Genomic DNA, 20,768 nt, shown 5'->3' with positions numbered 1-20,768 from the left:
CGAGGCATGTCCGGCAGGGGCGTCGCGGCTGGTCCGGGCCCGAACCGGCGCAGGCTCAGCGGTGCTTGACGCCCGGTTGCGCGGCGGGGGCGAGCGTCGGTTCCGATACGGGCACGTCGCCGAGTGCCCGGTCCACCGCTGCCAGCAGGTCCTCCGAGAGCTCCACGGCCGAGGCCGCCGCGTTGCCGCGGACCTGCTCGGGGCGGGAGGCGCCGGTGATCGCGGAGGCGACCTCGCCGCGGCGCAGGACCCAGGCGAGCGCCAGGGTCGTCATGCTCATCCCGGCCTCCTCGGCGAGGGGGACGAGGCGCTGGACCGCTTCGAGGGTCGCGTCGCTGTAGACGAGGTCCTGGGACACCGCCATGTCCGCGGAGGCGAAGCGGCTGTCCTCAGGAACGGGCTGCCCGGGCCTGTACTTGCCGGTCAGGACGCCCTGAGCCAGGGGCGACCAGACGATCTGGGAGATGCCGTGGGCGGCGCAGAGGCCGAAGACCTCGGCCTCAGGGGCCTGCCACAGCATGGAGTACTGCGGTTGGGAGGAGACGAACAGGTCGGGGCCGGCGATGTCGATCGCCGCCCGGATCTGCTCGGGCGTCCACTCACTGAAGCCGATGTAGCGGGCCTTTCCCTCCTCCACGACCTTGAGGAACGCCTCGAGGGTGTCCTCGATCGGCACGGACGGGTCGAAGCGGTGTGCCTGGTACAGGTCGACGTGTCGGTCCTGAGACGGGCGAGCGAGGCGTCGATCTGCCGGGAGATCTGGTCGGGGGACAGGCCGCGGTCGGCCGGGTCGTCCGACATCGGGAAGTAGACCTTGGTGGCCAGGACGTAGGAGTCGCGGGGATGGGCGGAGAGGATCTCACCCCATGCCGACTCGGCGGCTCCTCGCCCGTAGACGTTGGCGGTGTCGAAGAAGTTGATGCCGGCGTCGAAGGCCGCCTCGGTGCAGGCGCGGGTCGCGTCCGCCTCGATGCCCCCGGAGTAGGTGAGCCAGGAACCGAGGGAGATCTCCGAGACCTTCAGGTCGGAACTGCCGAGCGTGCGGTACCGCATGCTTCTCCTCTTCCTCGGTGCGGGTCGTCCGCGGGTCGGCCCCCGTCACCCGCTACGGGGCGACGGGTTTCCTGACGCGGTCGGTCTCGTCCTGGACGAGCAGCGAGAGCAAGGCGGCCACGGAGAGGCCGGCCTCGGCCGGGTGGCGCAGCACCTTGTCCGGCTCGATGCGGTAGGTGTTCGTGCGCCCGTCCCTCGTGTGGGAGAGGTAACCGTCCTGCTCCAGATCGGCGATGATCCGCGAGACGGCGCGTTCCGTGAGCCGGCAATGGGCGGCGATGTCACGGATGCGGGCGTTCGGATTGTCGGCGATGGCCGCCAGTACACGCGCGTGACTGGTGATGAACGTCCATCCGCTGTGGGACTCGGGCACTCCTACCATGCCCAGCATTTTAGGGGGCAGCATTGCCGGAACGTAGATACGTGACATACTTTTCATGCAACTGATGACGTGCTCCCATCGGGGAGAGCCACAGAAGGAGCCCGAAGGTGCCCTGGGACGAGGCCGGCGTGCCGGCGCTCACGCGCGACACCGGCGCCGCGCTGCTGCCGGAGCAGGTCGCCACGCACGCCCCCGAAGGGGCCGCGGTGCTGCAGTACGAATGGCTCGGGGCCTGGGTCGTCGTCGCCCGCGGCTCCTACGACATGGACTCGATCGCGCCATTGTCGGACGCCCTGGGGGTCGCGGTCGGGACGTACCCGAAGGTGATCCTGGACGCCTCCGGCATCACCTTCGCGGACTCGACGCTGCTCAATCTGCTGATCCTCACCCACCAGGCGGGCACGCTGCGCGTGGTCGCGCCGTCCCCCCAGCTCCAGCGGCTCTGCGAGATCACCGGAGTCGACAGCATTCTGGAGACGCGGACCTCGGTGGATGACGCCGCCGTCTCCTGAGTCGCCCTTCGCGGGGCGAGGGTGCGGGGAAGAGGCTTCCCCGTCGGAGCGGGGCGGTGTCACAGCTGCCGGAAACGGCTGGTGACGCGGCACCCGCTGTTCGGCCGAGGATGGCGGCTCCTGCTTTGTTCAGGGCTTGAAACGTGGGTTAACCTGCGGCGTATTTCCACACCACATACACATCTGTGACCGTGGAAACACATGCACGACAACCGGGCCGCACATCGGCCCGGGGGGTTCCGAGTCCTCGGCTTTCGAGGGCTCTTGGGGAGCGGAACGAGGGTGCTCATGACCAGCGACAGCACTGGGGCCGTCGATGCGGTGCCGGGCGACCAGGAGTTGCGGCGGCTGCTGGCCGGCCTGACCGCCGTACGCGACGGCGACTTCGGCACCCGGCTGCCGGACGACGCGGACGGCCTCATGGGCGACATCGCCAAGGTCTTCAACGGCATGGTCGACCAGCTGTCCGTGTTCACCTCCGAAGTCACCCGGGTGGCCCGCGAGGTCGGTACCGAGGGCACGCTCGGCGGGCAGGCGGAGGTGCCGGGCGTCTCGGGCACCTGGGCCGACCTGACCGACTCGGTCAACGCCATGGCGGGCAACCTGACCACCCAGGTCCGCGACATCGCCCAGGTGGCCACGGCGGTGGCCAAGGGCGACCTCTCGCAGAAGATCGACGTGCCCGCCCGCGGCGAGATCCTCCAGCTGAAGGAGACCGTCAACACGATGGTCGACCAGCTGTCCGCGTTCGCCGACGAGGTCACCCGTGTCGCCCGCGAGGTCGGCAGTGAGGGACGCCTCGGCGGTCAGGCACAGGTGCCCGGCGTGGCCGGCGTCTGGCGCGATCTGACCGACTCCGTGAACCACATGGCGGGCAACCTCACCAGCCAGGTCCGCTCCATCGCCCAGGTGACCACGGCGGTCGCGGAGGGCGACCTGTCGCAGAAGATCACCGTGGACGCGCGCGGGGAGATCCTGGAGCTGAAGAGCACCATCAACACGATGGTCGACCAGCTCTCGGCGTTCGCCGACGAGGTCACCCGTGTCGCCCGCGAGGTCGGCACCGAAGGGCGCCTCGGCGGACAGGCGGACGTCAAGGGAGTCAAGGGCACCTGGCGCGACCTCACCGACTCCGTGAACTTCATGGCCGGCAACCTCACCGGCCAGGTCCGCAACATCGCGCTGGTGGCCACGGCGGTTGCCAAGGGTGACCTGTCGCAGAAGATCACCGTGGACGCGCGGGGCGAGATCCTGGAGCTGAAGAGCACCATCAACACGATGGTCGACCAGCTGTCCGCGTTCGCCGACGAGGTCACGCGTGTCGCCCGCGAGGTCGGCACCGAGGGACGCCTCGGCGGACAGGCCCAGGTGCGCGGGGTGTCGGGCACCTGGAAGGACCTCACCGACAACGTCAACGTGATGGCCTCCAACCTCACCGGCCAGGTCCGCTCCATCGCCCAGGTCGCCACCGCCGTGGCGCGCGGCGACCTGTCGCAGCGGATCACCGTCGAGGCCGCCGGCGAGGTCGCCGCGCTGGCCGAGGTCATCAACACGATGGTCGACACGCTCTCGGCGTTCGCCGACGAGGTCACCCGTGTCGCCCGCGAGGTCGGCACCGAAGGGCGCCTCGGCGGCCAGGCGCACGTGCCGAACGTCGCCGGCACCTGGAAGGACCTCACCGACAACGTCAACTCCATGGCCAACAACCTCACCGGCCAGGTGCGCAACATCGCGCTGGTGACGACCGCGGTGGCCAAGGGCGACCTGTCGAAGAAGATCGACGTGGACGCCCGCGGCGAGATCCTCGAACTCAAGACGACGATCAACACGATGGTCGACCAGCTGTCCGCGTTCGCCGACGAGGTCACGCGTGTCGCCCGCGAGGTCGGCACCGAAGGACGCCTCGGCGGCCAGGCCGAGGTCGAGGGCGTCTCCGGCACCTGGAAGCGCCTGACGGAGAACGTCAACGAACTGGCGGGCAACCTGACCCGGCAGGTCCGCGCCATCGCCGAGGTCGCGAGCGCCGTCGCCGAGGGCGATCTGACGCGCTCCATCACCGTGGAGGCGTCCGGCGAGGTCGCCGAGCTCAAGGACAACATCAACTCGATGGTGGAGTCCCTGCGCGAGACCACCCGGGCCAACCAGCAGCAGGACTGGCTCAAGACGAACCTCGCCCGCATCTCGGGGCTGATGCAGGGCCACCGCGACCTGCCCGTGGTCGCCGAGCTGATCATGGACGAGCTCGTCCCGCTGGTCTCGGCCCAGTACGGGGCCTTCTACCTTGCCGAGGACGGCGACGACGGGCCCGAACTGCGGCTCGTCGGCTCCTACGGCTACCCCGAGGAGAGCAGCCGTCCCTCCCGCATCGCCTTCGGCCGCACCCTGGTCGGCCAGGCCGCGCGCAGCCGGCGCACCATCATGGTGGAAGAGCTGCCGGACGGCTACGTGACCATCTCCTCGGGCCTCGGCCAGGTGGTGCCGAGCGCGCTGGTGCTGCTGCCCATCGTCGTCGAGGGCCAGGTCCTCGGCGTCATCGAGCTGGCCTCGGTCGCGCCCTTCATGCAGATCCACCGGGACTTCCTCGCCCAGCTCATGGAGACCATCGGCGTCAACGTCAACACCATCGTGGCCAACGCCCGCACCGACGAGCTGCTGGTCGAGTCCCAGCGCCTCACGGTCGAACTCCAGGCCCGCTCCACGGAGTTGCAGGTGCAGCAGGAGGAACTGCAGCGCTCCAACGCGGAACTGGAGGAGAAGGCCTCGCTGCTGGTGGCGCAGAACCGGGACATCGAGGCGAAGAACCTGCAGATCGAGCAGGCCCGCCAGGAACTGGAGACCCGCGCCCAGCAGCTGTCGCTGGCCTCGAAGTACAAGTCGGAGTTCCTGGCCAACATGAGCCACGAACTGCGCACCCCGCTCAACAGCCTGCTCATCCTCGCCCAGTTGCTCGCGCAGAACCCGTCCCGCAACCTCACGCCCAAGCAGGTCGAGTACGCGCAGATCATCCACTCCGCCGGTTCCGATCTGCTCCAGCTGATCAACGACATCCTCGACCTGTCGAAGGTCGAGGCCGGAAAGATGGACGTCACGCCCGAGCGGGTGACGCTGCGGCAGCTCATCGAGTACGTCGAGGCCACCTTCCGGCCCATGACGACGCAGAAGAGCCTGGACTTCACGGTGACGACCGCCCCCGGCGCGCCCGCGGACGTGCTCACGGACGACTCCCGGCTGCGCCAGGTGCTGCGCAACCTCCTGTCGAACGCCGTGAAGTTCACCGAGCAGGGCGGCGTGGAGCTGAGCATCGAGCCCGCGTCGGACGACGAGGTACCCGAGGGCGTGGTGCGGGGCGCCGCGGTGGTGGCCTTCCGCGTCAAGGACACCGGCATCGGCATTCCCGAGCAGCACCTGGAGACGATCTTCGGCGCGTTCCAGCAGGCGGACGGCACGACGAGCCGCAAGTACGGCGGGACCGGCCTGGGCCTGTCCATCACCCGTGAGATCGCCCAACTGCTGGGCGGCGCCGTGTCGGTGCACAGCACACCGGGCCAGGGCAGCACGTTCACGCTCTTCCTGCCCGTGGCCCGCCCCGACTTCGAAGAACTGCTCAACCACGGCAGGCCCCTCGAGCGGACCTCGGCCGAACCCGTGCCGCAGGGACTGGCCGGTTCGGTGCCGATGCCCCAGATCGGGCCCGGCCCCCGGCCCCGGCGCCTGCTCGTCGTGGAGGAGCGCTCGCGCGGTCTGCTGACCCTCGTCGCGGAAAGCGTGGTCGCCGACCTGACGCACGGCCGCGCCGACGGCGCTCAGCGGCCCGCGGTCGACGTCATCACCGCCGTCGGCGCGCAGGAGGCGGCCGGCGCCCTCGCATCCGAGCCGTGCCACTGCGTCGTCCTGGAACTGGGCATGCGCGACGACGAGGCGTCCCGCTTCCTCCAGGCCCTGGAAGGCGACTCGGCGCTGACGAGCGTGCCGGTGCTGGTGCACAGCAGCCATCCCGGGGACGTGACCCTGGACGAGACACTGCGCTCCCGATCCGAGGGCGGCGCACTGGAGTTGCTGTCCAGCCTCGACGAACTGCGCGAGCGCATCGCCCTGCACCTGTCCGCCGAGGAACCCGGGGACGTGCTCTCCCTCGTGCGGACCGAAGGGCCGCAGCACCTGACGCCGCCCTCCGTCGACGACGCGACGGCGGGCCGCACCGTCCTCGTCGTCGACGACGACGCGCGCAACCTCTTCGCGCTGAGCGGGATCCTGGAGATGCACGGCTTCCGTGTCCTGCACGCGGAGAACGGGCGCAGAGGCATCGAGACCCTGATGAACAACCCGGACATCGCCATCGTTCTGATGGACGTGATGATGCCCGAGATGGACGGCTACACCGCGACGGCCGAGATCCGCCGGATGCCGCAGTACGCCGAGCTGCCCATCATCGCCGTCACGGCCAAGGCGATGCCGGGCGACCGGGACAAGAGCCTCGCCTCGGGTGCCAGCGACTACGTCACCAAGCCCGTCGACACGCGCGACCTCATGGCCTGCGTCCGCCGCTGGCTGCCCGCATGAGCACACCGGCGCCCGGCCCCCGCACCGGCGGGCCGGGCGCCCCGCAGCGCCCGTCGTCCCGCGCCCCAGGGCACTCCAGCCGAGGAGCCTCCACACCGTGAGCATGTCCGAGCAGCCGCGCGAACCGGGCCGCGGCGGTGAGCCGGAGCACGACTCCGCCGCCGGCCCGCAGTCCGCTCCGCCGTCGGTGACGTCCGACCCGTTGCCCCTGAGCATCGAGGGGGAGCCGAAGGCCTCCGATGAGGACGAGCCGGCTTCCGAGGAGCCGTCGGAGTCCCCGGACGCGCCGCCCGCCGACCTCGAGAACCTCTCCACCGCGTCCCCGGTGGGCCGGCTCGCCGCCACCGTGGAGCGGCTCAGCCGGGAGGTGCGGGCCGCCCAGGCGGAGGCCGAAGGGCGTGCCCTGATCGAGCTCGCCAAGGGCGTCCTGGTCGAGCGGCTGAAGTGCGGACCGGCCCAGGCCGCCCGGCAGCTCGCCCAGTTGGCCGAGCAGGCCCAGGTCACCCCCCTGGAGCTCGCCGTCGACGTCATCAACCAGGCCGCCCGGGACCGGATGTCCGAGGTCACGGACGCCTTCCTCGCCGCCACCCGGGCCGCCGACGAGGCCGAGAACGAGTCGGCCGCCGTACGCCTGCGCGCGGCGGAGAGCGGCGTCCTGGCCGCGGACGACGCCCAGGCCGTCGCCGACGCGCTGCTGGAGCAGGCGCTGCGCCCTCTCGGCGCGGTGGCCGTGGCCGTATGGGCGGCGGGCGCCGACGGTTCGCTCACCCTGGCGGGCAGCGCCGGTTTCTCACCGGCCGAGGCCGCGCGCTGGCGTTACGTCCCGCCGGACGTGGTGACCGTGGCGCGGCGGGGCCTCATCGAGCGCGAGGGGCAGTGGATCACCACCCTCGGCGCGACCGGGCTGCCCACCATCGGCCTGCACCATCACCCGGACGGCGGCCGGGCCGCCCTGCCCGCCGGCACCGGAGGCCGCATCCACGGCGTGCTGGAGATCGCCTGGCCGGAGCCGCTCGCCCCACAGCCCCCGCAGATCGTCCGCCAGGTGGAGGCGCTCGCCGAACTGTGCGCCCACACGCTGGAGACCCACGCGCCGTCCCAGGGCGCCGCCCAGGAGCCCCGCGTCCTGCCGGACGCCGCCGAGCTGATGGACCTGGCCGACGGGCTGCACGACCCCGCCCTCGTCCTCGTGCCGCACCTCGACGCCGACGGACACCTGGTCGACTTCCGCATCCAGCACGTGAACAGCCGCTTCCTCGACCCGGCGGGCAGGCCGCGGGCGGTCGTGAACGGCGCGCTGCTCCTGGAGGCCTACCCCATGGCCGCGGGGGACAGTGAGTTGTTCCAGCGCGTCGAGCGGGTCTACGCCACCGGGGAGCCCTTCCGGGCCCGCCGGATGAACCTCACCGCCCTCGTCGACCAGGTGCCCCTCTCGGCGGTCGCGGACATCAGCATCAGCCGCCACGGCATGTCCGTCCTCCTCATCTGGCGCATCGAGGACGAGACGGCGCGACTGGCCAGCCTGCTCCAGAACGCCCAACGGCTCGGCCGCATCGGCGGGTTCGAGGAAAACGTGCTCACCGGCGAGATCACCTGGAACGGACAGCTCTTCGACCTCTACGGACGCCCGCAGACGAGCACCCCGGTGCCCCTGGAGGAGCTGCCGGCCCATGCCCACCCGGACGACGGCGTCTCCATCCGCCGTTTCCTGCGCACGCTGCTGCACCACCAGCGGCCGGCTGCCGCCGCCTTCCGGCTCCAGCGGCCGGACGGGGTGACCCGGCACATCCGGATCGTCGCCGAACCGGTGCTGGACACCGACGACCGGCTGCTCCTGGTCCGAGGCGCCTGCCAGGACATCTCGGCCCAGCACTGGACCGAGGTGGCGCTCGCGGCCACCCGTGACCAGCTGGCGCACACCGAGCAGCAGGCCACCGAACGCAACCGGCTGACCCTGCAGTTGCAGCACGCCATCATGCCCCCCACACAGGCGCCGTTGCAGGTTTCCGGCCTCCAGGTCGCCGTCCGCTACCGGCCCGCGGAGACCGAGCAGTTGGTGGGCGGCGACTGGTACGACGCCGTCGTCCTGCCGTCCCGGAAGGTGCTGCTGTGCGTCGGGGACGTGGCCGGGCACGGCATCGAGGCCGCCACCAGCATGGTCGTCCTGCGCAACGCGCTGCGCGGCCTGGCCGTGACGGGCGCCGGGCCGGGCCAGCTGCTGTCCTGGCTCAACATCGTGGCGCACCATCTGACCGGCGCCGTCACCGCGACCGCGGTGTGCGGACTGTACGACCCGGTCACGCGGACGCTGCGCTGGGCCCGAGCCGGACACCTCCCGCCCGTCCTCGTCCGGGACACCGAAGCGGCCCCCCTGCCCCTGGTCAAGGGCCTGCTGCTGGGCGCCGTCCCCGAGGCCGTCTACGAGGAGACCGAACTCCAACTGGCCCCGGAGGACACCTTGTTGATGTACACGGACGGCCTGGTCGAACGCCGTGACCGGCCCGTGGAGGAGTCCCTCACCCACCTGCTGACCACCGCCCGTGCGGCACCGAGCACGCTCGACCAGCAGCTGGACCGCCTGCTGACCTACAGCAAGTCGGACACCGACGACGACACCTGCATCGTGGGCATCCGGGTCGGGTGAGGGACGCCGTCGGCCGCTAGCCGCCCGCGATGGAGTCCAGCTGTTCGGCCGCCGGGCGCAGGGCCCACAGGTCGCCGCCCGGCGGCTCCTCAAGCAGCGGGACGGCCCGGCGCGCCCGCCGGTCTCCGGCGTCGGCGGCCGCCCGGACGACGTCGCTCGCCGCGAACCGCCTGAACTCCAGCTCCGGATGCGGCCAGGCGGCCGCACCGGTCGCGGCGGGCAGCAGATGGTCCACGGCTTTGAACAGGCTCTGCCCGTCCGGCCCCCGGTACGCCCACAGGTTCACCCCGACGTTCCGGCCGATGGCCGCGAGCCGCGTGTGGGCGACCAGGGTGAACGTCGAGTAGTGCCAGCTCCTGGTGCGCGACAGCTCCTGGGGCTGGCCGCCGTCGGCCGCGATCTGGGGCGCGATGCGCTTGTCCCGGGCGTCCAGGACCGTGCGACGGGCCAGCGCCTTGTCGCCGGTCGCGTGGGCGAGGCCGGCGAGCAGCAGGTCGTGGAAGGTGCCGTGGTTGTTGGTGGCGGCGGCTTCCTGCCTGCCGAAGTCGCTGTTCTTCAGCCAGTCGCGGAAGGCGGTGTTCCACCGCGCCATGGCCGTGCGGTCCGTCGCGGTCCAGCCGGGGGCTCCGGTCTCCAGCAGGGCGAGTGCGTCGAGAACGCTGGTGTACGACTGGGAGAAGTCGATGATGCCGATGGCGCGGCCGTCGTACTTGCACGGGATGAACTGCGCGTGGTTCAGGTTCGGATTCATCCTCGTGGACGGATCGAGGAACCAGGTCCGCAGCACCTGCCCGGCCTTCACGGCGTACCGCTTCTCGCCGGTGTAGTACCAGGCGAGGGAGAGGTCGTAGGCGGAGTCGAAGGTCTTCTCGACGTCCTGGCGGTCCGTGCCGGAGTCGACCTCGGGGTTGCGCTCGCCGTCGCGCTGCACGTACGGGCAGCCCCACGGGTTGTCCGGGGTGGGCGCCTTGGTGGGCCACCAGTAGGGAGCCTGGCTGAGGTAGTCGTGGACGTCGCCGCCCGGGGCGGGCCGGGGCTTGTCGACGACGGTCCAGGGCTCCTCGTCCAGCCACCGGTCGGCGCGCGTCCGCAACGCGCCGACCGCTCGGCGCAGTTGCGGGTCGCCGTGCTCCAGACGGACCTTCGTCCGCTGGAGCCGTGTGCCGTCCAGCACGGTGGTGCGCGGGACACGGTCCGCGTGTGCCCCGTCGGTCTCCGCACGCGCCGATGCCGCGGGGGCGGCCCCGGCCGCGAAGGCGATCAGGGCCACCAGCAGCACACCCCACCGGGATCCTGTGCGCATGATCCACTCCCTCCGATGTTCATGATTGTGAACGCCGTTCAGGTTCATGGCGGCGCGAGCATGGCATGAGGGAGGGGAGTGGGGAAGGGGTTGTGCACGTGTCATCCATCGGGCGTCACAGCATGACGTGCTTGACCTGCGTGTAGTCGAGCAGCCCGGTGAGGGAGAGGTCGCTGCCCCAGCCGGAGTGGCTGACGCCGCCGTGTGGCATCTCCGACACCGTCGTGCCATGGGTGTTCACCCAGACGATCCCGGTCCGCAGTGCCCGGCTCGCGCGCATGGCCCGGTCGTGATCCCGCGTCCACACACTCGCGGCCAGCCCTTGGGGGACCGTGTTGGCCAGGTGCAGGGCCTCGGCCTCGTCGGTGAAGGGCTGGAGGGTGACGACCGGCCCGAACACCTCGCTCTGCACGATCTCGTCCTCCTGCCGCACGCCGGCGACCACCGTGGCCCGGTGGAAGTAGCCCGGGCGAGGCAGGGCCGCGCCGCCCGCCACGATCTCGGCGTGGCCCGGCAGGCGCTCCAGCAGTCCGCTCACGGTGGCGAGTTGACCGGCGTTGGCCAGCGGACCGAAGTCGGTCTCCTCCTCGTCCGGGGCACCGGGCCGCTGCCGTGCTGCCCGTTCCGCGAACCGGGCCAGGAAGTCGTCGTGGATCCGCCGGTCCACGAGCATCCTGGTCGGGGCCGTGCAGTCCTGCCCCGCGTTGTAGAACGCCAGCGACGCCAACTGCTCGACCGCGTCGTCCAGATCGGCGTCCGCGTGGATCAGCACCGGTGCGTTGCCGCCGAGTTCCAGGTGCAGCCGCTTGAGGTCGGCGGCCGCCGCGGTGGCGATCTGCTGCCCCGCGCGGACACTGCCGGTGACGGCCACCAGCCGGACCTGCGGATGGGCGACCAGGGACCGCCCGGTGTCGCGGTCGCCGCACACCACGTTCAGCACGCCGGGCGGCAGGTGCTCGGCGGCCAGCCGGGCCAGGAGCGTGGCCGACGACGGCGTGGTGTCGGACGGCTTCAGGACGACCGTGTTGCCGGCGGCGAGCGCGGGCGCCACCTTCCACACGGCCATCATCAGCGGGTAGTTCCAGGGGGTGATCTGCGCGCACACGCCGACCGGTTCGCGCCGCAGGACGGAGGTGCGTCCGGGTGTGTACTCGGCGGCGGCGGCACCCGGCAGGTTCCGGGCCGCCCCGGCGAAGTACCGCAACACGTCCACGATCGCCGGGAGTTCGTCCCCCAGGAACAGGGTGCGTGGCTTGCCCGTGTCGGCCACCTCGGCGGCCGTGACCGCGCCGGACGCCTTCTCCAGCGCGTCGGCGATGCGCAGCAGCGAGGTCTGCCGTTCGGCCGGGGTCGTCAGCGACCAGCCGTAGAAGGCCTCTTCGGCGGCCAGGCAGGCCATGTCCACGTCTTCGGGGCCGGAGAGCGGGGCCGTGCCGTGCGCGAGCCCCGTCGCCGGGTCGACCAGCCGCAGTGTGGCGCCGGAGGCGGCCGGCAGGTCCTTGCCGTCGATATGGTTGAGGCGGTCGTCGTCAGCCACGGCGCAGTGCCTCCTCGGCGGCGGCGCGGCCGGTGCGGACGGCGCCCTCCATGTATCCGGCGACCCACTGGTCGGAGCCGCAGACGTAGAACGGCGGTTCATGGGTGCCGTGCAGCGGGCCGACCGCCATGACCTCGCCGGGCGGCCACTGGGTGACATAGCCCTGGGTCCACGGGTCGGTGCCCCACAGCCGCAGATGGCAGGAACTCGGCCGCAGGGCCTCGTCGCCGAACATGCCCGCCATCTCGGCGAGCAGTTCGGGAGTGCGCAGAGGGGGCGGGGTGCCGAGCAGGACGCCGTAGCGCTCCGGCGGGATCAGGGCGGACAGGACGCCCTCGTTCTGCGGCCAGGTGCTGCCCAGGACCCCTTCGGCTTCGGACAGGCCGTTCAGGTCGGCCTCCCGCCAGAAGGCACGGTCGTAGACGGCGGCGAACTTCGCTGCCGTCGCGTGGCGTTGGCGGTGCAAGGAGGCGAGCCGGGCCTCGCTGACACCGCTGACCGCGACCGACCGCAGCGGACCCACGGGCAGGGCGCTCACCACGGCCGTCGCGGTGAGGGTCTCTCCGGTGACCAGGCGCACGGTGCAGCGGCCGGGCCGGATGTCCAGCGCTGCGACAGGGGAGCCGAGCCGGACGCGCGGGCCCAGCTCCCGGCCCATGACCTCGGCGAGCGTCGCCGAGCCGTCCGCCAGCCGCAAGCCCTCCCAGTCCTCGTAGTCGTAGTCGCCGCTCCCCGAGCCGGGGACCGCCGCGCTCTTGCGGAGCGCGGACAGCAGGGAGATCCGCTCGTAGGAGCCGCCGGCCAGGGCGAGTTGGCCGATCTCCCAGAGGCGCACCACGGCGGGCGTCGCCTGCTGGGCACGCAGCCAGTCGCCCACGGACAACCGGTCCAGCGCGACAGCGTCGGGATGCGACCAGGGGTCGTCCGGGTCGACCGTGGCGGCCAGAGCCGTGTACTGCGCGCCGAGCCGTTCGTGCAGGGCCGCGTCACCGGGCCCGAACCAGTGCGGCGGTTCACCGGCCGAGCGGCCCTCCGGGGTGGCCCGCGTCATGCGGCCGGGTTCGGCCACGTAGCTGGGAACCAGCTCCAGGCCCAGTTCCTCGGCGAGTCGAAGGTAGGCGGTATGCCCGTGGCCGACGACTTCGCCGCCGAGTTGTACGGTGCGGCCGTCGGGGGTGCGGGTCTGCTCGACCCGGCCGCCGACACGGTCCCGGGCCTCCAGGACCAGTACGTCGGTGCCGGCGGCGGCCAGGTCGCGGGCGGCACAGAGCCCGGCGAGACCGGCGCCGAGCACGATCACGTCGTGATGCATCAGCTTCGCTTTCGTCGTGCGGGGAGGGGTTCTCAGGCCAGGACCAGGCAGTGCTCCGGCCGCCACCCGAACTCCACCGTCTCGCCGCCGGACCAGCGGTCCTCCATGCGGGCCCGGGCCGTGTTCTGCTCCAGCACGGAGAGGGTGACGCCCGGGGCGAGGTCGATCAGATAGGTCGTGATCGGGCCGCTGTAGACGGTCTCGCGGATCACGCCGCTCATCATCTGCATGCCTGGTTCGAAGTCCGACAGCCAGATCTTCTCGGGGCGCACGGACACGCTGACGGCCGTCCCGTCGGCGATCTCGGACCGGGGGCCGACGGGCAGGGCGGGCCCCTTTTCCAGGGCGACCGCACCTGCCCGGTAGGTGCCGGTCATCAGGTTGGACGTCCCCATGAAGGACGCCACGAAGCGGCTCGCGGGGTGCTCGTAGATGTCCTCCGGTGTGCCGCACTGCTCGATGCGGCCCTCGTTCATCACGGCGATCCGGTCCGACATGGTCAGTGCCTCGTCCTGGTCGTGGGTGACGAAGACGAAGGTGATGCCGACCTCGCGCTGGATCTGCTTCAGCTCCACCTGCATCTGCCGGCGCAGTTTCAGGTCGAGCGCGGCCAGCGGTTCGTCGAGCAGCAGGACGGCCGGACGGTTGACCAGCGCGCGGGCGAGGGCGACGCGCTGACGCTGACCGCCGGAGAGCGTGGCCGGCTTGCGGCCGGCGAGCCCGGCCAGCTGGATCAGGTCCAGCATCTCGCCGACCCGCTGCCGGATCTCGGCCTTGGCGACGCCCTTCCGCTTGAGGCCGAAGCCCACGTTGTCGGCGATGCTCAGATGGTCGAAGAGCGCGTAGCTCTGGAAGACGGTGTTGACGTTGCGCTTGTTCGGCGGCAGCGCGGTCACGTCGTCGCCGCCGAGCAGCACCGACCCGTCGGTGGGGTCGCTGAACCCGCCGATCATGCGGAGCGTGGTGGTCTTGCCGCACCCGGACGGGCCCAGCAGGGAGAAGAAGTGGCCGGCCTCGATGTCGAGGTCGAGACGGTGGACGGCGTAGGAGTCGCCGTACTGCTTGGAAACGCCGTCGAGCCGGACGGCGGGGGTCGCGTCCATGGATCACTTCCCGGAGAGGAGGTCGAGGCCGCCGCGGCGGCCGAAGAGGCGCGGGATGAACAGGGCCAGGGCGATCAGGGCGATGGATCCGGCGAGCATCAGCGTGCCGACCGCGTTGATGGTGGGCTGCACGCCGAACCGGATCGCCGAGTAGATCCGCACCGACAGCGGCTGCGGGTCGACGCCGGTGGTGAAGTAGGCGAGGACGAAGTCGTCGAAGACCAGCGCGAAGATCAGCACGGCGCTCGCCAGCACGGCGGGCAGCAGCGCCGGCAGCGTCACCAGCCGGACCGCCTGCCAGCGGGTGGCGCCGAGATCCATCGCGGCCTCCTCCACCTCCGGGTTCAGCGCGGCGACCCGGGACCGCAGGATGACCGTGACGTAGGAGATGGAGAAGGTGATCTCGGCGAGCATCACCGTGCCGGTGGACAGGGGCACGCCCAGCCCCTTGAACAGGAGCATCGAGGCCACACCGGTGACGATCTCCGGCGTGATCAGCGGCACCAGCATGATCAGGCCGGCCAGTGAGCCGAGCCGGGTGCGGCAGCGGACGAGGCCCAGGGCGAGCGCCACCCCGAGGAGGACCGAACCGGCCATCGCCACCAGGGAGATGCGCAGGCTGGTGCCCAAGGAGGACAGGAGGAGGTCGTCGTGGGCGAAGGCCCGGTACCAGCGCAGGCTGAACCCGTCGAACACCGTCAGCGACTTCTGGGAGTTGAAGGAGAACAGCCCCACCACGGCGATGGGCAGATAGAGCAGGGCGAAGAAGAGCGCTGTGATCGCGATGAGAACGCGGGGCCTGCGCCCTGCTCGGCCGCGGCGCGGGCGGGCCTTGGCGGCGGTGCGTTCCGGGACGGCGGGGGAGGGGGCACGCAGCAGAGTCATCGGCGGGCCTCCGCCTCGTCCTTGCGGGTGCGCCGCAGATAGCCGAGCATCCCGATCAGCAGGACCAGCATCAGCAGCATGGTGAGCGCGGAACCGAGCGGCCAGTTCTGGCCCTGGAAGAACTTGTCCTGGATGAGGTTGCCGATCATGATCTGGTCCGGGCCTCCCATGAGCTGTGCGCTGACGAAGTCGCCCATGGCGGGCAGGAAGACCAGGACGAGCCCGGCCGCCGCGCCCTGCCGGGTGGCGGGCAGGGTGACGAAGAAGAAGGTGCGCACCGGTCCGCCGTAGAGGTCGCGGCCGGCCTCGATGAGGGACACGTCGAGGCGTTCGAGGGCCGCGTACAACGGGATGATCATGAAGACGACGAACCCGTAGACGAGTCCCGCGACCACGCCGAGGCCGCTGTTGAGGATCTTCGTGCCGCCGTCGGCGAGACCGACGGCGCGCAGTGTGCGCAGCACGGGCCCGTCGTCGGAGAGGACCACCGACCAGCCGTACATGCGGACCAGGTAGTTGGCGAAGAACGGCACCACGATCGCCGCGATCAGCGCGTGCTTGTACCGCCCGCCGTGCAGGGCGATGGTGTACGCCACCGGGTAGGCGATCAGCAGGCAGATCAGGCAGGTCAGCAGGGCGTAGCCGAGGGAGCGGGCCATGACCTCGGTGTAGGCGGGATCCGCGAGGGCGCGGACGCCGGCCAGGTCGAAGCCGAAGCGCGGATTGCCGAGCTCGTCGGTGGTGCCGACGGCGAGGACGGCGACGAGGACCAGCGAGGCGATCAGGAAGCCGGTCATCCAGAGCGTGCCGGGCAGCATGAGCCAGACCCACATCCGGTTGCCGGAGGTGTCCCGGCGGCCGCGTGTGAAGGGGCGGGGGAGTGCCATGAATCAGCCCGCCTTCACATGGGTCCAGGCGGCGTCGCGGGCTTCCTCCGCCGCACGGCCGCCGTTGCGGAAGAACAGGTCCGCCTTGAGGTCGGCCTCGGTGACGAGGCACTCGGGGAAGGGCTCGACCAGGTCGGCGTAGATCTTCTCGGTGCCCGCGACCGGCATCGGGTAGCCGATGTACTCGATGTTCTTCTTCACGTTCTCGGGCCGCAGCATGTAGTCGATGAAGAGCATCGCGGTGCCGGGGTGCGGAGCGTTCCAGGGGATGGCGTAGCAGTCGGAGTTGATCGCCGTGCCCTCCTTGGGCGCCTGGAAGCCGAACACGTCGGGGTTCTCGGCCTGGTTGAGCATGGCGGCCATGTCGCCGCTCCACGCCTGCTGGATCAGCGCGTTGCCGTTGAGGAGGTTGTTGTAGCTGTCGCTGGAGAAGCCGCGCAGCCGTGGTCGCAGGGTGCCCAGCAGGGAGGTGATCCGGTCGAGGTCGCCGGAGTCGCCGGTACTGACGTCGAGGCCGAGCGCGAGCGCGCCCATGCCGAGGACCTCGTCGCGGTCGTCCAGCAGGAAGACCTTGCCTTTGGCCCGGTTGCTCCACAGATCCCGCCAGGAGTCGGTGAGGTCACCGATCCGGTCGCGCCGCCAGCCGATGCCGGTCTTGTACGCCGTGAAGGGGACGGTGTGCGCGGAGCCGGGGTCGTACCACGGGTCGGCGAAGTAGTCGTACGTCCCGAACACGGCCTGTGCGTTGTCGAGTTGGGAGCGGTCGATGCGGCGCAGCCGGCCGCCGCGCACCAGGCGCTGGGCCCATTTGGCGGTGGGGAAGACGATGTCGTAGCGGTTGCCGGCGTTGAGCTTGGCGACCATGCCTTCCATCGAGTCGAAGTTCGACTGGACGACCTTGACGCCGTACTCCTTCTCGAAGCCCTTGAAGACGGACGGGTCGACGAAGTCGGCCCAGTTGAAGTACACGAGATCGCCGTCGACGCGTGCCCGGACCGGGGCGAGCTGGTCGGCGTCGGGTGTTTTGGCGGGCATGAACCCGCAGCCGCCGGCCGCGGCGCCCAGCAGGCCGCAGGCGCCCGCCCGCAGCACGGCGCGTCGGGTCGGCGGTATTGCCTCGGGGGACATGAGGCGTCCTCTCCGTCGAGGAACGGCACAACTCCAGGGCGGGACCGGCTGGTCGGCTCACTTCAGGCCCTGATTCCGCAGTGATGACCGGTCTGGGGAGGTGCGTGCGCGTGTCAGAGGGCGCGCGGTAACGCCGAGGGGAGGCGGACGGCGGCGTGCGGGTGCCCGGTGCCGGACGGGGTCACCGCGTGTCCCCCTCCAGGTCGTCCCGGACCCGGCGGGCGAACCAGCCGACGGCGGCCTCGCGCTGCGACAGCGGACCCGGCTCGAAGCCCGGCGTGCGCATCCCGGCCTGGACGCGCTCCACCAGCTCGGCGTCCTCGTCGTTGGTCTCCCAGCCGATGTGGATGTTGATCCGCCGGGCCAGCCGGGTGCGCAGGCTCTCCCCGGTGCGGGTGTAGAAGCCGCCGGGAATCGCCGCCCGGTCCTGGGCGGTGGGCAGGGCGGTCCACGCGAGCACGTGGTCAGGGTAGAAGTCGATGAGCGTGTTCGGATAGATCACGGCGTACCGCCACACCCGCCGGTCGGCCTCGGTCAGTCCCGGCATCGGGGCCGCGAGCCGCTGGTAGAGCCGCTCGGTCCAGTTCGAGGAGGGCTTGTCGCGCAGCGGGGACTCGAAGAGGACGTAGTTCTCCCGCACGTCCACGGTGTACGCCCCGTAGTCGAGCAGTCGCATGAGCGCCGGGTGGGCGACGGGTACGTGGTAGCCCTCCAGATAGTTGTCGACGATCACCTTCCAGTTGGCGTTCTGCTCCTCGCCGTCCGCGAGGTCGTGGATGCGGTGCTTGCCCACCGGGACGAGGCCGGGCCCGGCGTAGTGGCCGACGGCCTCGGCGAGCCCGGCGCAGGTCTCGGCCAGCGGCGTCGCCTCCAGGTCCAGGTTGACGAAGACGAAGCCCAGGAACGACTCCACGTTGACGGGGAACAGCCCCAGCCGGGGCTTGTCCAGGCAGGGGATCCGCCGGGCCTCGGGGGCGCCGACCAGGCGACCGTCCAGTTTGTAGGTCCAGCCGTGGTACGGGCAGCGGATCGCCTTGCCCTCCGGCTCGGGGGCGCTGACCAGGCGGGTTCCGCGGTGCCGGCACACGTTGAGGTGGGCGGCGAGGCTCCCGTCCTCGGTGCGGACGACCAGCACCTCCCGTCCGGCGACGGTGCCCGTCAGCCGGGCGCCGGGGCCGGGCAGGTCGGATTCGTGGCAGACGAGCTGCCAGGACCTGGCGAAGATCGCCTCGGTCTCGGCTTCGGCGATGGCCGGATCGGTGTAGTAGTGCGCGGGCAGCGCCTCCCCGGGGTGGTCGGGGGCCGGCTCCGGTGGGGGAGCGGCGACGGTGTCTGCCCGCGTGGTCGAGGGGTTCATCGGAGTCCTCCTCCGCGCCGCCGAGGCGGCGATGGGCGGTGAGGCCGTGGCCGGTACGGAGGGCTGGTGGGGCGCGGTGCAGCGCCCGGACCTGCCGTGACCGGCTGACTGACTGGTTAGTCAGAGTGGGCTCAGTGTGGGGCCAAGTCAAGACTTGTGGGCTGACTGATTAGTTAGTTAGTCTCGTGGCAGTCGGACATCCGGATCCGGACGTCCCCGTTTCCCGTTTCCCGCTCCCCGCCCCACGCGCTCTCCGCGTCCGGCGCCGGAGCAATCCCCCTCTCGTCATCGCCGCGCCACTCCCGTCTCCGGCCCGTCCGGACACGGTGTGACCCCGGAGGTACGCATGAGCGCTCGCCAAAGCCTGGTATGGCTCGGCCTCACGCCGGAGCCCGAACAGGAACTGCCCACCGCGGTGGCCGCCCTGCGGGCCCCGGCGGACGGCCGGACGCCGTCCGCCCTCGTCGCCGCCGAGCGGCACCGCGTCGAGCGGCTCGTACTGCGTGGCACACAGCGCGGCTGGCTGCGCTACCTGGGCGAGGTCACCGACCTGGTGGTCCGGGTCGCCGCCGGTTCCACGACCGCCGATCCACGGGCGGCCCTGCTCGCCGGCGAGGTCGTCCTCGACCACCACCGCATGCTCATCGGCCTGCCCGGCGCCGGCTACACGCGCACCGCCGCACAACGCCGTGATCTGGAACGGGCGCTCGCCCGCCTGAGATCACGCGCCCCCTTCGGCCCCTCCGAGCCCAGGAGCACCGTATGACCGGCGTGCACTCCCTCCTCCACGACGGCCTCCTGACAGCAGGGGCGGCATCCGGGACCGAGGACCTCTCCCGGTACCTGGCCCGGGGCGGCTACGGCCCACTGCCGACACCTGACCGCCTGCTCGACCTGATCGACGCCGCGGGCCTGCGCGGCCGGGGCGGCGCCGGCTTCCCGGCCGCCGTCAAGCTCCGCTCCGTCCGTGGGGCACCCGGCCCGCCCGTCGTCGTCGCCAACGGGGAGGAGGGCGAGCCGGGCTCGGTGAAGGACCGCTGGCTGCTGCGCCACCGGCCGCACGTGGTCCTGGACGGACTGCGGCTCGCCGCCGCCGTCACCGGGGCCGCACGCGGCTGGGTGTACCTCTCCGACGGACCGGCCGAACAGGCCGTCCGACAGGCGCTCGCCGAGTGGCCCCACGACCTGCGCGTGGACGTCGTACGGACCGAGCACACCTACGTCGCGGGGGAGGAGACCGCGGTCGTCCGGCGCATCGACGGTGGCCCGGCCCTGCCCACGGCGAAACCGCCGCGCCCCTTCGAGCGCGGGGTCGGGGGCGCGCCCACCCTCGTCGCCAACGTGGAGACGCTGGCCCGTATCGCGCTCCTCCACACGCGTCCCGGCGCCGCGGCCGTCGTCGCCGGAGCTCGTCTGGTGACGCTCTCGGGCGGCGCCGACGGCACCGCGGCGCTGGTCGAGGCACCCGCCGGTACGCATCTGAAGGTCCTGGCGGACCTGTGCGGACACGGCACGGCCGCCGCCGTCCTGCTGGGCGGACTGTTCGGCGGCCTGTACGGCGAGGGCTGGACGGACCTGCCCCTGGACCACGACCGGCTGATCGCGGCCGGGGGAGCGCTCGGGTGTGGAGCGCTGCACTTCCTGAGCCCGCGGGACTGCCCGGTCGCCGTCGCCACCGAAGCCGTCGCCCACCTGGCCGCGCAGAGCGCCCGCCAGTGCGGGGTGTGCGTCTCCGGCACCCGCGCGCTGGCCGGAACCCTGCAAAGCGTCGGATGCGGCGAGGCGGACCAGGAAGCCGTCGAGAAGCTGCACCGCTGGTCGCGGCAGTTGCCCGGCCGAGGCGCCTGCGGACTGCTCGACGCCGCGGCCCGCACGGTCGGCACCCTCCTCACCCACTTCCCCGATCGGGTCGACGCCCACCGCCGCACCGACTGCCCCGACTGCGACGGCGACGTACCCGAGGACGGTCGCCGCTTCACTGTCCCGGTGCCGTAGCCCGCATCGGTCCTGTCACCGTCCCGGTGCCTGAGCCGCATCCGCCGCTTCACCGCCCCGGCGCCCTGAGCCCCATCCGCCCCCACCCCAGTTCCGCCACGCCGCCGAGA

15 protein-coding genes and 1 pseudogene are annotated in these 20,768 nt (G+C 71.6%); 6 read left to right on the top strand and 10 right to left on the bottom strand.

The annotated features are described in order from the left end of the window. Positions 1-55: 55 nt before the first annotated feature. Together IE153_RS35895 and IE153_RS35890 are read right to left on the bottom strand one after the other, a co-directional pair. Positions 56-1,053, bottom strand: a pseudogene (locus tag IE153_RS35895) (aldo/keto reductase family protein). A gap of 52 nt (positions 1,054-1,105) precedes the next feature. Further along, positions 1,106-1,435 carry a helix-turn-helix transcriptional regulator gene (locus IE153_RS35890; protein ID WP_189593885.1) on the bottom strand — a complete coding sequence of 110 codons (330 nt, stop codon included), beginning with the start codon at positions 1,433-1,435 and terminating at the stop codon, positions 1,106-1,108. Positions 1,436-1,542: 107 nt separating this feature from the next. Between IE153_RS35890 and IE153_RS35885 the strand changes: the two genes are divergently transcribed. The 3 genes from IE153_RS35885 (at position 1,543) to IE153_RS35875 (ending at position 9,151) form a co-directional block, all read left to right on the top strand. Beyond that, a complete protein-coding gene (locus IE153_RS35885; RefSeq protein ID WP_189593884.1) occupies positions 1,543-1,947 on the top strand; it encodes an STAS domain-containing protein in 405 nt (134 codons plus the stop codon). A gap of 288 nt (positions 1,948-2,235) precedes the next feature. Then, on the top strand, positions 2,236-6,507 hold the full coding sequence (locus IE153_RS35880) for a HAMP domain-containing protein (RefSeq protein WP_189593883.1): 4,272 nt from the start codon (positions 2,236-2,238) through the stop codon (positions 6,505-6,507). Positions 6,508-6,604: 97 nt separating this feature from the next. Beyond that, positions 6,605-9,151 carry a SpoIIE family protein phosphatase gene (locus IE153_RS35875; protein ID WP_435811984.1) on the top strand — a complete coding sequence of 849 codons (2,547 nt, stop codon included), beginning with the start codon at positions 6,605-6,607 and terminating at the stop codon, positions 9,149-9,151. 16 nt (positions 9,152-9,167) lie between these two features. On the opposite strand, the gene IE153_RS35870 is transcribed toward IE153_RS35875, so the two are convergent. From IE153_RS35870 to IE153_RS35835, 8 genes are all read right to left on the bottom strand, one after another. Beyond that, positions 9,168-10,454, bottom strand: coding sequence for an alginate lyase family protein (locus IE153_RS35870; RefSeq protein ID WP_189593882.1), 1,287 nt, complete (start codon positions 10,452-10,454; stop codon positions 9,168-9,170). A gap of 115 nt (positions 10,455-10,569) precedes the next feature. Next, entirely contained in the window at positions 10,570-11,991 is a 1,422-nt protein-coding gene (locus tag IE153_RS35865; RefSeq protein ID WP_229829332.1) for an aminobutyraldehyde dehydrogenase, read from the bottom strand. Next, on the bottom strand, positions 11,984-13,303 hold the full coding sequence (locus tag IE153_RS35860) for a flavin monoamine oxidase family protein (protein ID WP_189593880.1): 1,320 nt from the start codon (positions 13,301-13,303) through the stop codon (positions 11,984-11,986). The genes IE153_RS35865 and IE153_RS35860 overlap by 8 nt, the downstream gene beginning before the upstream one ends. 32 nt (positions 13,304-13,335) lie before the next feature. Next, positions 13,336-14,406, bottom strand: coding sequence for an ABC transporter ATP-binding protein (locus IE153_RS35855; RefSeq protein WP_189593879.1), 1,071 nt, complete (start codon positions 14,404-14,406; stop codon positions 13,336-13,338). 3 nt (positions 14,407-14,409) lie between these two features. Beyond that, complete coding sequence (locus tag IE153_RS35850; RefSeq protein WP_189593878.1) at positions 14,410-15,291, bottom strand: ABC transporter permease; 882 nt, start codon at positions 15,289-15,291, stop codon at positions 14,410-14,412. Next, positions 15,288-16,178, bottom strand: a complete 891-nt coding sequence (locus tag IE153_RS35845) for an ABC transporter permease (protein WP_189593877.1) — start codon at positions 16,176-16,178, stop codon at positions 15,288-15,290. The genes IE153_RS35850 and IE153_RS35845 overlap by 4 nt, the downstream gene beginning before the upstream one ends. Positions 16,179-16,181: 3 nt before the next feature. Further along, positions 16,182-17,306 (bottom strand): polyamine ABC transporter substrate-binding protein, encoded by a 1,125-nt coding sequence (locus IE153_RS35840; protein WP_189593876.1) that lies wholly within the window; start codon positions 17,304-17,306, stop codon positions 16,182-16,184. A gap of 181 nt (positions 17,307-17,487) precedes the next feature. Then, complete coding sequence (locus IE153_RS35835) at positions 17,488-18,663, bottom strand: aromatic ring-hydroxylating oxygenase subunit alpha (RefSeq protein ID WP_189593875.1); 1,176 nt, start codon at positions 18,661-18,663, stop codon at positions 17,488-17,490. On the opposite strand from IE153_RS35835, the gene IE153_RS42500 reads away from it, so the two are divergent. The 3 genes from IE153_RS42500 to IE153_RS35825 all read left to right on the top strand — a co-directional run bounded on the left by IE153_RS42500 (position 18,635) and on the right by IE153_RS35825 (position 20,658). Beyond that, positions 18,635-18,763, top strand: a complete 129-nt coding sequence (locus IE153_RS42500; protein WP_268251923.1) for a hypothetical protein — start codon at positions 18,635-18,637, stop codon at positions 18,761-18,763. The genes IE153_RS35835 and IE153_RS42500 overlap by 29 nt on opposite strands. Before the next feature lie 246 nt (positions 18,764-19,009). Continuing rightward, complete coding sequence (locus IE153_RS35830) at positions 19,010-19,429, top strand: hypothetical protein (protein ID WP_189593874.1); 420 nt, start codon at positions 19,010-19,012, stop codon at positions 19,427-19,429. Continuing rightward, positions 19,426-20,658, top strand: a complete 1,233-nt coding sequence (locus IE153_RS35825; protein WP_189593873.1) for an NADH-ubiquinone oxidoreductase-F iron-sulfur binding region domain-containing protein — start codon at positions 19,426-19,428, stop codon at positions 20,656-20,658. The genes IE153_RS35830 and IE153_RS35825 overlap by 4 nt, the downstream gene beginning before the upstream one ends. Positions 20,659-20,768: the final 110 nt, after the last annotated feature.

Origin of the sequence: Streptomyces massasporeus (assembly GCF_014648995.1) — a bacterium.
Lineage (GTDB): Bacteria > Actinomycetota > Actinomycetes > Streptomycetales > Streptomycetaceae > Streptomyces > Streptomyces massasporeus.
Note: the sequence above shows the minus strand (reverse complement) of the source record. Positions and strands in the feature narration are given on the sequence as shown.

Coding starts and splice junctions, on each gene's coding strand:
- IE153_RS35870 (WP_189593882.1), bottom strand. CDS start 10,454: ATGCGCACAGGATCCCGGTGGGGTGTGCTGCTGGTGGCCCTGATCGCC.
- IE153_RS35880 (WP_189593883.1), top strand. CDS start 2,236: ATGACCAGCGACAGCACTGGGGCCGTCGATGCGGTGCCGGGCGACCAG.
- IE153_RS35855 (WP_189593879.1), bottom strand. CDS start 14,406: ATGGACGCGACCCCCGCCGTCCGGCTCGACGGCGTTTCCAAGCAGTAC.
- IE153_RS35835 (WP_189593875.1), bottom strand. CDS start 18,663: ATGAACCCCTCGACCACGCGGGCAGACACCGTCGCCGCTCCCCCACCG.
- IE153_RS35890 (WP_189593885.1), bottom strand. CDS start 1,435: ATGGTAGGAGTGCCCGAGTCCCACAGCGGATGGACGTTCATCACCAGT.
- IE153_RS35850 (WP_189593878.1), bottom strand. CDS start 15,291: ATGACTCTGCTGCGTGCCCCCTCCCCCGCCGTCCCGGAACGCACCGCC.
- IE153_RS35860 (WP_189593880.1), bottom strand. CDS start 13,303: ATGCATCACGACGTGATCGTGCTCGGCGCCGGTCTCGCCGGGCTCTGT.
- IE153_RS35830 (WP_189593874.1), top strand. CDS start 19,010: ATGAGCGCTCGCCAAAGCCTGGTATGGCTCGGCCTCACGCCGGAGCCC.
- IE153_RS35825 (WP_189593873.1), top strand. CDS start 19,426: ATGACCGGCGTGCACTCCCTCCTCCACGACGGCCTCCTGACAGCAGGG.
- IE153_RS35845 (WP_189593877.1), bottom strand. CDS start 16,178: ATGGCACTCCCCCGCCCCTTCACACGCGGCCGCCGGGACACCTCCGGC.
- IE153_RS35840 (WP_189593876.1), bottom strand. CDS start 17,306: ATGTCCCCCGAGGCAATACCGCCGACCCGACGCGCCGTGCTGCGGGCG.